At 71.3% G+C, this 14303-nt stretch carries 5 protein-coding genes; all 5 read left to right on the top strand.

Annotated features, from left to right (window positions below):
* Positions 1–109 precede the first annotated feature (109 nt).
* On the top strand, positions 110–4516 hold the full coding sequence (locus F3J15_RS03360; RefSeq protein WP_166887759.1) for a non-ribosomal peptide synthetase: 4407 nt from the start codon (positions 110–112) through the stop codon (positions 4514–4516).
* On the top strand, positions 4513–9987 hold the full coding sequence (locus F3J15_RS03355; protein WP_166887756.1) for a non-ribosomal peptide synthetase: 5475 nt from the start codon (positions 4513–4515) through the stop codon (positions 9985–9987). The genes F3J15_RS03360 and F3J15_RS03355 overlap by 4 nt, the downstream gene beginning before the upstream one ends.
* Positions 9984–11036 carry a Gfo/Idh/MocA family oxidoreductase gene (locus F3J15_RS03350; RefSeq protein ID WP_166887753.1) on the top strand — a complete coding sequence of 351 codons (1053 nt, stop codon included), beginning with the start codon at positions 9984–9986 and terminating at the stop codon, positions 11034–11036. The genes F3J15_RS03355 and F3J15_RS03350 overlap by 4 nt, the downstream gene beginning before the upstream one ends.
* Complete coding sequence (locus F3J15_RS03345; RefSeq protein ID WP_166887749.1) at positions 11033–12754, top strand: ABC transporter ATP-binding protein; 1722 nt, start codon at positions 11033–11035, stop codon at positions 12752–12754. Before F3J15_RS03350 ends, F3J15_RS03345 begins: the two co-directional genes overlap by 4 nt.
* Positions 12754–14303, top strand: a 1550-nt coding sequence (locus F3J15_RS03340) for an ABC transporter ATP-binding protein (protein WP_205190669.1), incomplete at its 3' end; no start/stop codon positions are given. The genes F3J15_RS03345 and F3J15_RS03340, both read left to right, overlap by 1 nt.

The raw sequence follows: 14303 nt of genomic DNA, 5'->3' as shown, positions 1-14303 counted from the left end.
AGCCTAAAGTAATCGACCGGGCTCATGGGCGTGAATGAGATAGATTCTCATTCACGGGTGGCCGCCGCCGCGCGGATCCGCCATCAAACGACCCCTATAAGGCGTGCCCATGAGCCAGACCGCTGTCGATTCCAGCATCGATCATTCCGATCCTTCCCGTTTTTCTCCCATCGCCTTTCGCTCGCAGCTCGTCGCGATGATCGCCGAGCTGCTCGACGAGCCCGTCGACGAAATCGCGTCGCTCGACGATGACGAGGACCTGCTGAGCTGCGGCCTCGATTCGATCCGGCTGATGTATCTGCAGACGCGCGTGAACCGCCTCGGCTATGCGTTGACGTTCGATGCGCTCGCGCGTACGCCGACGCTCGGCGCGTGGGCCGAACTCCTCGCGAATGCGCCGCGCGTCTCCCCTGCGGCGCCTGACGTCGAGACGGCCGAGGTCGTCGAGGTCGACGTGCATGCGCCGTTCGACTTGTCCGCGGTGCAGCAGGCGTACTGGCTCGGCCGCGGCGACGGCGAAGTGCTCGGCAACGTGAGCTGTCACGCGTTCCTCGAGTTTCGCAGCCGCGCGATCGATCCTGCTCGTCTCGACGCGGCATGCCGGCTCGTGCGCGAGCGCCATCCGATGCTGCGTGCGCGCTTCATCGGGGGCCGCCAGCAGATCGTCGCGGCGCCGGACGCGCCGGTGTTCGCGCATGCGGACTGGCGTGACAGGACGGCCGCCGAGGCGGAAACCGAATGGGTGTCGCTGCGCGCGCTGCGATCGCACGAATGTCTCGACGTCGAGCATGCGCAGGTCTTCATGATGGGGCTCGTGCAGATGCCCGGTGGTGAAGATCGCGTGTGGCTGAGCGTCGACCTGCTCGCGGCCGACGTGGACAGTGTGCGGCTGCTGATGCAGGAGATCGGTGCCGCGTACGCCGAGCCGTCGGCGTTGCCCGACGCGCCGTCGACGTGGTTCCCGGCCTGGCTCGCGCGTCGCGCGGCCGATACGCGCGAGGCGCGGGCCGCGGCGCGTGATGCATGGCAGGCGCGGCTCGCCACGTTGCCGGAAGGGCCGGCGCTGCCGCTCGCCCGTGCACCGGAGACGATCCGTGCGCCGCGTTTCAGCCGCATCGCGCATACGCTGAGCACGGCCGAACTCGCGCGCCTGCAGGCGCGTGCCGCGCAGCATGGCGTCACGCTGTCGTCGGTGTTCGGTGCGGCATTCGCCGCGGTGCTCGCGCGCTGGAGTGGCCGTCACGCGTTCCTCCTCAACGTGCCGCTGTTCGACCGGCACGGCGATGCGCCCGATCTTGGCCGCGTGATCGCCGATTTCACGACGCTGCTGCTCGTCGAATGCGACCTGCGCGCCGACGCGAGCGCCGCCGATACGGTGCGCGCGTTCCAGCAGCGGCTGCATGGTGCGATCGCGCAGGCCGCGTATCCGGCGCTCGACGTGCTGCGCGATGCGCGCCGGCAGGGCACGCCGCGCGCGGCGCCCGTCGTGTTCTCGTGCAATCTCGGCGATGCGCCGTTCGTGCCCGACGCGTTCGCGCGCGTGTTCGGCGATCTGCACGACATGATTTCGCAGACGCCGCAGGTATGGCTCGACCATCAGCTCTATCGTGTGGCGGACGGCGCGCTGCTCGCGTGGGACAGCGTCGACGGCCTGTTTCCCGACGGGATGATCGATGCGATGTTCGGCGCGTATGTCGCGCTCGTGCAGGCGCTGTGCGATCGCGACTGGCGGCTGCCGATCGCGGTCGAGCTGCCGTCCGCGCAGCGTCGCGTGCGCGATGCGCTCAACGCGGTGCCCGCGCCCGGGCAGCCGCGCACGCTGCATGCCGACTTCTTCGCATTGGCCGCGCGCGAGCCGGCGGCCGTCGCATTGCGGTGCGGCGAACACGCGATGACGCGCGGCGAACTGGCCGCACAGGCGCTCGCGATCGCGGGTGGCTTGCGTGCGGCCGGCATCGGTCACGGCGACGCCGTCGAGATCAGCCTGCCGCGCGGGCCCGCACAGGTGGCCGCGGTGTTCGGCGTACTGGCTGCCGGTGCGTGCTATGTGCCGCTCGACCTCGCGCAGCCGGCCGCGCGCAAGGCGTTGATCGAACGCGCGGCCGGTGTCAAGGCCGCGATCGGCGACACGACGCTCGCCGATGCGACGCTGCCGCATTTCGGCGTCGTGGCGCTGATGCGGCACGAACCGCTGGCCGCGCCGCTCGCCGTGGCACCGCAGGCGACCGCGTACGTGATCTACACGTCCGGTTCGACGGGCGTGCCGAAGGGCGTCGAGATGACGCATGCGGCGGCGCTCAACACGATCGATGCGATCGATGCGCTGCTCGGCCTGAGTGCGCAAGACCGGTTGCTCGCGGTATCGGCGCTCGATTTCGACCTGTCGGTATATGACCTGTTCGGCGTGCTCGGTGCCGGTGCCGAGCTTGTGCTGCCGACCCAGGACGACGCGCGTGACGCGGCGCGCTGGATCGAACTGATCGCGCAGCATCGCGTGACGCTGTGGAATTCGGCGCCCGCGCTGCTGGAGATGGCGCTGGCGGTGCCGGCCGCGGCCGACGCGTGCCGCAGCGTGCGCGTGGCGCTGCTGTCCGGCGACTGGATCGCACTCGATCTGCCGGCGCGCCTGCGTGAACGATGTGGCGACGCGTGTGCGTTCCATGCGCTCGGCGGCGCGACCGAGGCCGGCATCTGGTCGAACGTGCAGACGGTGCGCGATGTACCGCCGCACTGGCGTTCGATTCCGTATGGCCGGCCGTTGCCGGGGCAGGCGTATCGCGTTGTCGATGCCGACGGCCGCGACGTTCCGGACTACGTGCCGGGCGAACTGCTGATCGGTGGCGACAGCCTCGCACGCGGCTACCGGAACGATCCCGAGCTGACCGCGCAGCGCTTCGTGCAGCAAGCGTCGGGCCGCTGGTATCGCACGGGCGACCGGGGCCGCTACTGGCCCGACGGCACGCTCGAATTCCTGGGGCGCGAGGATCGCCAGGTGAAGGTGCGCGGGCACCGGATCGAACTGGGCGAGATCGAGGCCGCGCTGGCCGCGCATCCGCTGATCGACGGTGCGTGTGCGAGCGTGGTCGGCGGCGAAACCGCGCGCATTGCCGCGGCATTCGTGCCGGCCGATCGCGCATTGGATGCAACGCCGTCATCGCCGGCAATTGCGGAGGCGGACGTTGCCGATACGGTGCACGCGGAAGCGGCCGTCGCGCGCGCGGTCGCCGATCGGCTGCTCGATGGCGATGCGGGCTTGCCGCCGTCGCTGCGCGCCCGTTGGCATGCAAAGGATGACGTATCGATTTCGATCGACGGCGCGCTCGATCTGCTCGACTGGTATGCCGCCGATCTCGACGACCTGACCGGAGCGCTGCGCGCGCTCGCTGCGGATCCGGAAGGCGCCGCGCGGCGTGTGCCGCTCGATCCGCGGATCGCACCGCTGGCGTTCGCGGCGCGTCTGCCGGATGGCGCACGCGCGCTGCGCCAGTTTGGCGATGCGCTGCAGGCCCAGGCCGCTGCGCGCACCGAACCGATGCGGGTCGCGGTGCTCGACGCGCGTGCCGGGCAATGGTTCGATGCGGGGCTCGGCGTGCTCGACGATCCGCGCTTCGACGTGACACTGTTCGACGCGTCGCCGGGTCTGCTGCACAACGCGCAGGCGTACTTCACACGAACGATGCCGACGTTGCAGACGATGCAGGACGGCCTGCTGCCCGCTCGCCATCTCGGCCGGTTTGATTGCGTGATCAGCTTCGCGGCGGCGCACCTGCGTGACGATCCGCGCGATACGTTCCGAGTGGCGGCAGCGTTGCTGGCGCAGCATGGCCGCCTGCTGCTCGCCGATGTGCTGCGCGATTCGCCGCTGCGCGAGCTCGTCGCGGGCGTGACGGGCGATGCGTCGCTGCCGCGGCCGTTTGCACACGACGCGCTGGCGTCGGCGGCACACGCATGCGGCTTTGCGCTGGAAGATTCCCGGAGCTGGCGCTCGACTGCCTTTGCCTGTATCGACGCGCGCCGTGTCGGCGAACCGGTCGCGCAAGCGGCGCTGGCCGACTGGCTGCGCGACCGGTTACCCGATGCGATGCGTCCCGATGCGCTGTGGTGCCTCGCGCGCTGGCCGCTCAACGCGAACGGCAAGATCGATCGGCGAGCGGTGGGCGATGCGCTCGCGCGGGCGCTCGGCGACGCACCGGCCGCACACGATGCGTTCGTGCCGGCCGACGACCGGCAGGCGACGCTGCTCGCGTGCTGGGAGTATGCGCTCGGCCGCCCGGCGAATGCGCGTGACGCGACGTTCTTCGCGCTCGGCGGCGACAGCCTGCTCGCGACGCGCCTGCTCGCGCAACTGCGCGAGCGGCTCGGCGTGCGGGTCGGGATGGCGGCGTTCTACCGGCAGCCGACGCTCGCGGGGCTCGCCGCGCAGCTCGACGAGGCCGCGCCAGCCGCGCCAGCCGCACCAGCCTCGCCGGCCGAAGGCGACGCGCCGGTTGCGACGATCGAGGAGGGCGTGCTGTGAGCTTCGATGACGTGCTCGATCTTTGCCGCGAACGCCAGATCGAACTGTGGTGCGATGACGGCGGGCAATTGCGCTATCGCGCGCCGGCCGGCGCACTCGATGCGGACCTGGCCGCGCGCATCAAGGCCGAACGCGACGCGTTCGTCCGCTTCCTGCAGGACGGCGCGTGGCGCAGCGATCCGGCGCGCCGGCACGAGCGGTTCGCGTTGACGCCGGTGCAGGCCGCGTATGTGCTCGGCCGGCACGAGTCGTTCGAGTTCGGCGGCAATGCGTGCCATCTGTACGTCGAATACGGCGAGCCCGCGAATCTCGACTGCGTGCGCTTCGAGGCGGCGTGGAATGCGTGCGTTGCGCGGCATCCGATGCTGCGCGCGATCGTCGAGGACAACGCATGGCAGCGCGTGCTGCCCGACGTGCCGTGGCAGCCGCTCGCGGTGCACGACTTGCGCGAGGCCGATGCGAACGCATTCGACGCGCATGTAAGCAGCGTACGCGAGCGCCTGGACCATGCGGTGCATGCGCTCGACCGCTGGCCGGTGCTGCAGCCGGAAGTGAGCCTCGGGCCGGATCGCGCGGTGCTGCACTTGTCCGTCGATTTCACGCTGATCGACTACGCGAGCCTGCAATTGCTGCTCGCCGAATGGCGGCGACGCTACGACGATCCGCAATGGCAGCCGGCGCCGCTCGACGCGACGTTTCGCGATTACGTCGTCAATGAAGCCCATGCCGGCACGCGCGCCGAGCATGCGCGTGACAAGGCGTGGTGGCTCGCGCGCATCGACGATCTGCCCGCGCGGCCCGATCTGCCGGTGGTGCCCGCGATGCGTGCCGACGCACGGCCGCGCTTCACGCACCGGCATGCGCGGCTCGATCGCGCGCAATGGGGGGCGCTGAGCAGCTACGCAAGCCGCTTCGGGCTGAGCGCGGCAAGCGTCGCGCTGGCCGCGTTCGCCGAAGTCGTCGGCCGCTGGAGCCAGTCGCCCGCGTTCTGCCTGAACCTGACGGTGCTGAACCGGCCGCCCGTGCATCCGCGCATCGACGCGGTGCTCGGCGATTTCACCGCATTGAGCCTGCTCGCGGTCGACGCGACGCAAGGGCGCGATTTCGTCGAGCGTGCGCGCACGATCGGCGCGCGGATGTTCGACGACCTCGACCATCGCGCGTTTACCGGCGTCGACGTGATGCGCGAACTCGCGCGGCGACGCGGCAAGGATGCGGCGCTGATGCCGGTGGTGTTCACGAGCGGCATCGGCAGTGTGGGCCGCCTGCTCGGTGAGCAAACGACTCGCGCCGAACCCCCTCTCTACATGATCAGCCAGACACCGCAGGTCTGGCTCGACTGCCAGGTGACCGACCAGTTCGGCGGCCTGGAAATTGGCTGGGACGTGCGCGACGACCTGTTCCCGAACGGGATGCCCGCGGCGATGTTCGACGCGTACGTCGCGCTGCTGGGCCGGCTCGCGGCTGAAGCCGGGTGGTGGTCGCGCGAGGGCGACATCGTGCTGCCGTCCGCCGCGCCCGCCGCCGAGGTCCATCCGGATGCGGATACGCATATCGCGGCCGGCTTCGCCGCGCAGGCGTTGCGTACGCCCGATGCGCCGGTGGTGATCGACGCACAAGGGGCACGCACGTATCGCGACGTCGCGCAGCATGCGGCGGCGTTGCGGTCCGCGCTCGAGCAGGCCGGCGTCGGCGTGGGCGACACCGTCGCGGTGCTGATGCCGAAGTGCGCGCACCAGCTCGCGGCCGTGCTCGCGATCGTCCAGGCGGGCGCCGCATACGTGCCGGTCGACAGCCGCCAGCCGGCGCTGCGGCAACAGGCGATCCTGCGCAATGCGCGGGTGCGTGCGGTCGTCAGCGTGCAGGCGCTCGACTTCGAACATGATGGGTGCACGCGCATCGATATCGACACGTTGCCGATCGATCCGCAATGGCCGCCGCGTGCCGCGCGCGACATCGACGGCGACGCGCTCGCGTACGTGATCTATACGTCGGGTTCCACCGGCGAACCGAAGGGCGTGATGCTGAGCCACGCGGCCGTGTGCAACACGCTCGCCGACATCAGCGCGCGCCACGAAGTCGGTGACGGCGACGTCGTGCTCGGCCTGGCCGAACTCAGCTTCGACCTGTCCGTCTACGACTTCTTCGGCGCGACCGCGCGCGGCGCGTGCATCGTGCTGCCGGATCCGTCGCGCGGCAACGATCCGTCGCACTGGGCGGAGCTGATGGTGCGCCATCGCGTGACGCTGTGGAACTCGGTGCCCGCGCAAGGGCAGATGCTGATCGACTACCTCGAAGGCGAACCGTCGCTCGACGTGCCGGGCCCGCGCCGCGTGCTGTGGTCGGGCGACTGGATTCCGGTGGCGCTGCCCGCGCGCTGGTGGCGGCGCTGGCCCGACAGCGCGCTGTTCAGCCTGGGCGGCGCGACCGAGGCGTCGATCTGGTCGATCGAGCATCCGATCCGTCCGGCAGACACGCAGCTTGCCAGCATTCCGTACGGCCGTGCGCTGACCGGGCAGACGATGGAGGTGCTCGACGCACTCGGCCGGCCGTGCCCGCCCGGCGTGCGCGGCGAGATCCATATCGGCGGGGCGGGGCTCGCAACGGGTTACGCGAACGATCCTGTGCGCACGGCCGAACGCTTCATCCGTCATCGCGACGGGCGCAGGCTGTATCGCACCGGCGATCTTGGCCGCGTGCGCGCCGACGGTTCGCTCGAATTCCTCGGGCGGCAGGATGATCAGGTGAAGATCCGCGGCTACCGGATCGAGCTGGCCGAGATCGATGCGGCGCTGACCGCGCATCCGCTCGTCGGCGCGGCCGCGACGATCGTGCTCGGCGAAGGCGCGGAGCGCCGGCTTGCCAGTTTCGCTTCGCTGCACGGCGTGGAACCGGCACCGAACGCACAGGACGACGCGCTGCACGAGATCGCGAAGCAGGTGCGTACGGCGTTCGACGCTGCGCGCTGGCCCGCGCATGCGGACGTGGCACGGTCGGTCGACCAGCTCGAAGCGGCCTGCGTCGCGTCGCTGGCCGCGTGGATCGTGCCGGCAGGCGAGCTGACCGAGGAGGCAGCGACCGATTTCGCGACGTTGTGCGAACGGTTGCGCGTGCCGGCGGCGCGACAGCATCTGCTGCGTCACTGGCTCGCGATGCTCGACAAGCACGGCGTGCTGCACGCGGATGCCGAAGCAGGGGGCTGGCGTCTGCGGCCCGATACCCGCCACGTCGATGCTCACGCATGCTGGGATGCGTTTGCGCAGGATGCGTCGCCCGAGCTGTGGCCGGCCGTCCTCGTCAACTACTTCCGCGACAGCGCGGGATGCATCGACGCGCAGGTGGACGGCAGCGTGTCGCCCGCCGGCCTGATGTTCCCGGAAGGCGCATCGCATATCGCCGACGCGATGTACAGCGAAGGCGAACATGCACACGCACTGCACAACGGGATGGCGCAGGCCGTGCGCGCGATCGTCACGCGCGAGCCGCAGCGTCCGTGGCGCATCCTCGAGATCGGCGCGGGAACGGCCGCGGCGACACGCTCGATCGCCGATGCCCTTGCACCGCTGGTCGAAGCGGGCGCGCGGATCGACTACCTGTTCAGCGACGTGTCGAGCTATTTCCTCGCAGCGGCGCGCGAGCGCTTCGCCGCGTATCCGTGGATGCGGTTCGTGCGGTTCGACATGAATGCACCGCTGGACGCGCAGGGCATCGCGCCGCATTCGATCGACGTCACGATCAGCTCCGGCGCGCTGAACAACGCGCGCGACACGGTCGCGCTGGTCGCCGGGCTGCGTGCGCTGTCGTCGGCCGATGCGTGGTGGGTGATCCAGGAACTGACGACCGAGCATCCGGAGATCAGCATCAGCCAGGGGCTGATGATGGAAACGCCGAACGACGCGCGTGCCGAGTCGGCGCGATTGTTCGTGCCGCGCGCGCAGTGGCTCGAATGGCTGCAGTCGGACGGCGGCGATCGCGCGCTCGGTTGCGTGGCGCCCGGCACGCCGCTCGACGCGCTCGGCTACGACATCCTGCTCGCGCATGTGAAGCGCGGCGCGGCGCGCATTGCGCCGGACGCGCTGCTGGCGTTCGTCGCGGAGCGCGTGCCGGGCTACATGGTGCCGTCGCAACTGCGCGTGCTCGACCGTCTTCCCGTGACCGCGAACGGCAAGATCGACCGCCGTACGTTGGCCGCCATCGCCGACATCCGCGAACCGGAGCCGGCGGTCGCGCAACCGGCCCACACGCAGACCGCCGCCGATCCGCTGCTGGCCCGGTTGATCGGCTTGTGGGAAGCCGTGCTCGATACGCGCAACGTCACGCCGGATCAGGACTTCTTTGCGGCGGGCGGCGATTCGCTGCTGATCGCGCAGCTCGTGTCGCGGCTGCGTGGCGAGGAACCCGTTGCACAAGCGCATCCGTTCGACCGGCTGCTGCGCTGGGTGCTGGCGCAACCGACGCCGGCTGCGTTCGCGCAATGCCTGCGCGAAGCGAGTGAGCAGCAGGCTGCCGCCACGTCGCCTGCCGCCCCGCGCACGACTCACGCGTCGGCGGTCATCCATGCGCCCGCGCCACGCGTGCGTGCCGACGTACGCCCGATTCCGCTCGCACCGGGCGACGGCGTGCCGCGCGTGATCGTGCACGAAGGGCTCGGCACCGTGCATGCGTATCGTCCGGTCATGCCGGCGCTTGCGCGGCTCGGCCCGGTGCTTGGCTTCGCGGTGCGCGACGCGCAGGACTATCTCGATGTGCCGGCGCGCCATCTGAACGTGACGCTCGGCCGGCGCTATGCGGATGCGTTGTGGCGCACCGGCGTGCGCGAGGTCGATGTGCTCGGCTACTGCTCGGGCGGGCTGGTCGCGCTCGAAATGGCGAAGTCGCTGGTGCAGCTCGGCGTCGAAGTGCGCACGCTGGACATCGTGTCGAGCTACCGGATTCCGTACCTGATCGAAGACGAACGGCTCGTGCTGTTCAACTTCGCGGCGACGCTCGGGCTGCCGCTCGACGCACTGGGTTTTCCGGAAACGTACGTGCTGGCCGACGCGCTCGCCGACGCATTGAAGGCCGACCCCGCGCGTCTCGCGCCCGGCAGCCTGCAGGCACAGCTGGAGATCTTCGGCGATCGCTGTGAGCCGCTCGATGCATTACGCAGTCGCGTGCTGCGCGCGGCCGCCGGATTGTCGATGCAGGACGCGGTCGCGCATCCGCTGCTCGACGAACGCGAACGGCTGTACCGGCTCTTCATGCATTCGGTTCAGGCGAGCCACTGGGCGGGCGACGCGCCGTATGCGGGCGCGCTGCGGCTGTTCGTGCCGGAGCGCTGCAACCCGCTGATTCCGCAGCAGCGCGCGGCGCTCACCGAATACTGGACGGCACAGGCGCTCGGCGGCATCACGGCCGTCGATATCCCCGGCGGTCATTTCGACTGCCTGAATGCCGCGTTCGTCGACACCCGCCTGAAGGAGGCGCAATGAAGGTTCATCCGCTGCCGGTCGTCGTGGCCGGCTCACGCTTCGGCCAGTTCTATGCGGCGGGCCTCGCGGCGTCCAGCGCCTATCGTGTCGCGGGCATCCTGGGGCAGGGCAGCGCGCGCACCGCCGCGCTGGCCGCGCGTGTCGGCGCGCCCGTGTTCGACGCGCCTGAATCGCTGCCCGAGGACGTGCGCGTCGCGTGCGTCGCGGTCGGCGGCGCTGCGCGCGGCGCCGACGGGGCTGCGCTTGCGTGCCGGCTGCTCGAACGCGGGATCGATGTCGTGATCGAGCATCCGCTGTTGCCCGACGAATGGGATCGCGTGCTGCGCACCGCGTCGCGTCGTGGCCGCCGCTGCCTGCTCAACAGCTTCTATCCGAACCTGCCGGTCGTCTCGCGCTTCATCGCCGTCGCGCGACGGCTGCGCGAAACGAGCGCGCCGGTGCATGCGGATGTCGTGTGCTCGGTGCAGGCCAGTTTCGCGGCGCTCGACGTGCTCGCGGCCGCGCTGCAGGGCGTGGGCCCGTGGTCGGTCGAGCCGGTCGGGCCGGCGCTGTCGTCGATGCGCGAATGCGCGATGGTGCTCGCCGAAACGCCGGTGTCGCTGCGTGTGCACAACGAGATGGCGGCGGCCGACGATGGCCGGATGAGCCGGCTGTTCAGCATCACGCTGACGACGGACGCCGGCACGTGGACGCTCGCGTCGCCGCACGGCCCGCTGTGGTGGGCCCCCGCGTTGCGTGAACCGGAGATCGACGAACACGGACTGTTCCCGATCTTCGGCGATACGGCGGGCAGCGACCTGCCGAGCATCCAGATCTGCGACGACACGCGCGACACCTGGGGCGCGATTCATGCGCGCAGCTGGCCGCAAGCGGCCGTGCGCGCGGTCGATCGGCTCGTGTCGGGCGAAGGGCTGCACGCGTGCAACCAGCGCACTATCGACGTGACGCGCGTCTGGCAGCAACTGACGATGCAGCTCGGTTTTCCGGAGCAGCCGCCGGGCGACGCGCGCGCGGCCACGCTCGGCATGCTGCTGGAGCGTGCCGCATGAAAGGGCCGCTTCTTTCGATGTTGCGGCCGTTCGCGGTGCCGCTCGTCGCGGCGGTCGTGCTGCAGGCGCTGGCCGGTGTCGCCTCGCTCGTGCCGTGGCTCGCGCTCGGCCGGGTCGCCGACGCGTGGCGCGCGACGGCGCAGCTCGACGCGACGGCACGCGGCTGGCTCGTCGCGGCCGTGGTGGCCGGCGTGTGCTGGCTGGGCGGCCAGACGGTCGCGTTGCACCTGACGCACCGGGTCGACGCCGATCTCGCCGATCGCTTGCGCAGGCACCTCGCCGATCATCTGCAACGCTTGCCGCTCGGCTGGTTCGCCCGTGCGGGCAGCGATCGCGTCGCGCGTCACGTCGACCAGGATGTGCGTGCGCTGCACCAGCTCGTCGCGCACGCACCGGCCGATGTCACGCAACTCATCGTCGTGCCGTGCGCGGCGCTCGCGTGCCTGCTTTACCTGAATCCCGCGCTGCTTGCTTTCGCGCTCGTGCCGCTCGTCGCGGGCGCCGCGCTGTTTCGCTGGATGCGTTCGGCGCGGTTCGCGCCGGCCGTCGCGTCACGCAACGCGGCGCTTGAACAGCTGATGGGCGACTACGCCCAGCTCGCGCAGAACCCCGCGCTGGTGCGGCAGTATCCGGGCGCCGGCATCGAGGCGGCGGCGCTGGCGTCGACCGGGCGCTTCGAACAGGCGTTTTCGGCGTGGGTCGGCCGCGTCGGCGGCCCCGGTGCGTGTACGCAGGTGCTGCTCGGCACGCCGTTCCTGCTCGCGTGGGTCGTGTTCGGCGCGATGTGGCTCACGGCCGGCCGCTTGCCGGTGGGCGAACTGTGCGCGTTCGCGCTGCTGATCTGGGCGGTGGCCGCGCCGGTGCGCGCGCTCGGCCACGGTGCCGACGCATTGCGCGAGGCGCGCGCGGCCGCGGCACGCCTCGATGCGTTGCTCGCACTGCCGGTCTTGCCTGAACCTGCCGTTGGCGCCGCACAGGTGCCGCGCGATGCATCGATCGAGCTGCGCGGCGTGCGTGTCGACATCGACGGCACGCCGATCCTGCGCGACATCGACGCGACGCTCGCGGCCGGCACGACCACCGCGATCGTCGGGCCGTCGGGCGCGGGCAAGAGCACGCTGCTGATGCTGCTCGCGCGCTTCATGGATCCGGACCACGGCACGGTGCGGCTCGGCGGCGCCGATCTGCGGCGGCTCGCGTCGGATACGCGGCGCGAACAGGTGGCGATGGTGTTCCAGCAGGCCGCCGCACTCGACGTGTCGATGGCCGCGAACATCGCGCTTTACCGGCCCGATGCCGATCGCGATGCGATTCGCGCGGCCGCGCGCGCGGCCTGTCTCGACGAGCGCATCGACGCGCTGCCGGGCGGCTACGACTGCGTGTGCGGGCGCGACGTGCGGCTGTCCGGCGGCGAACTGCAGCGGCTGGCGATCGCGCGTGCGTTGTTGTCGCCCGCGCCGCTGCTGCTGCTCGACGAACCGGCCTCGGCGCTCGATCCGCAAACCGGGCGCGCATTGCGCAATGCGCTGCGCGGCGACGCGCGCACGCGCGTGATCGTCAGCCATGATCTCGACGCGATCCGGCATGCGGACCAGATTCTCGTGATGGATCGCGGCCGCATCGTCGAGCGCGGCACGCACGCGGCGCTGCTGGCCACGCACGGGCTGTATGCGCGGCTATGGCGCGAACGCGGTGCCGCGGGCGGGGAGGCTGCATGATGATGAAGTCGCTCAAACGTTTGCAGTGCCTGCCCGCCGAAACCCGTCGCGCGCTGTGGCGCGGGATCGGCTGGGCGGTGGCCGCCGCGTTGCTCGACGGCGCCTGCGGGTTGCTGCTCGTGCCGTTGATCCGCGCATGGTTTGCCGGCGCGCAGGCGGCCGTTCTGCACTGGACGATCGCGCTCGGCGCGCTGACGCTGTGCCACGCCTTCGTGCTGTACGTCGCGCAACGCGGCGGCTATCGCGCGGGCGGCGCGCTCGCGGCCGGTCTCGTCGAACGCCTCGTGCGCCACTTGCCGCGCATCGCGTCGTGGCAGGCCGTGCGCGACAGTCATCCTGCCGGGCTGCTGCGCGGGCCGGTGATGCAGGCGATGGGGATTCCCGCGCACCTGCTCGGGCCGCTGATCGGCGCGGTCGTGACCCCGCTCGCGGTCGTCGCGGGGCTCGCGTGGATCGACTGGCGCGTCGCGCTGTGCCTCGCGGCCGCGGCCGTGCTGCTGTTCGCGCTGCTCGAACGCGGCGGCACGCGCACGCTCGCGTTCGAGCAATCGCGCGCGGCGGGCGATCGCGACATGGCCGTGCAGCTTCAGACCTTCGCCGCGCATCAGGGGCTGCTGCGCTTCGCGGGCCAGGAAGGCGACGCGCGCGCGGCGCTGCAGCACGCGTTCGACGAGCAGCATCGCCGCACGCGTGCGCTGATGCGGCGCTCGCTGCCGATCGAACTCGGTTTCGCGGGCGCGGTGCAGGGCGTGTTCGTCGCGATGCTGGTCGGCGGCGCGTGGGCCGTCTCTGCCGGCCGGCTCGATGCCGCGACGGCCGTGGCGGTGCTCGTGCTGCTCGTGCGCTTCATCGAGCCGCTCGCGCAGCTCACGCAGCTCGACCAGGCGTTGCGCGGCGGCTGGCGCGCGCTCGACACGGTGCTCGCGGTGCTGCATGCGCCGCGGTTCGACAGCCCCGAGCGCGGCACGCCGGTGCACGATGCGAGCGTCGACGCGGTGCGCGTCGGCTACCGGTCGGCCAGCGGCGCGACGCTGCTCGACGGCGTCGACCTGCATTGCCCGGCGGGCGGCTTCGTCGCGATCGTCGGCCCCACGGGGGCCGGCAAGAGCACGCTGCTGGGCCTGCTCGCACGGCTCGACGATCCGGGCGCCGGGCGCGTGCTGCTCGGCCGCTCCGATGTGCGGCACCTGAGCGAGGCGACGCTCGCCGCGACGCGCAACCTCGTGTTCCAGGACAACGGGCTGTTTCGCGGCAGCCTCGCGTGGAACGTGCGGATGGGCCGCCCGGACGCGACCGATGCCGAGCTGCGTGACGCGCTGGACGCGGTGGGCCTGCTGCGCGACGCCGAGCGGTTGCCGGACGGGCTCGAGTCCGACGTGGGGCCGGGCGGCCAGTTGCTGTCGGGCGGGCAGCGCCAGCGGGCGTGTCTCGCGCGCGCGCTGCTGGCGCGTGCGCCGGTGCTGATGTTCGACGAGCCGACCGCGAGCCTCGACGAACTGAGCGCGCGGCGCGTGCGCGACAGCCTCGTCGCGCTGCGCGGGCAGCGCAC

The sequence above is a fragment of the Burkholderia sp. Ap-955 genome, assembly GCF_011753045.1.
Taxonomy (GTDB): domain Bacteria; phylum Pseudomonadota; class Gammaproteobacteria; order Burkholderiales; family Burkholderiaceae; genus Burkholderia; species Burkholderia lata_D.
Note: the sequence above shows the minus strand (reverse complement) of the source record. Positions and strands in the feature narration are given on the sequence as shown.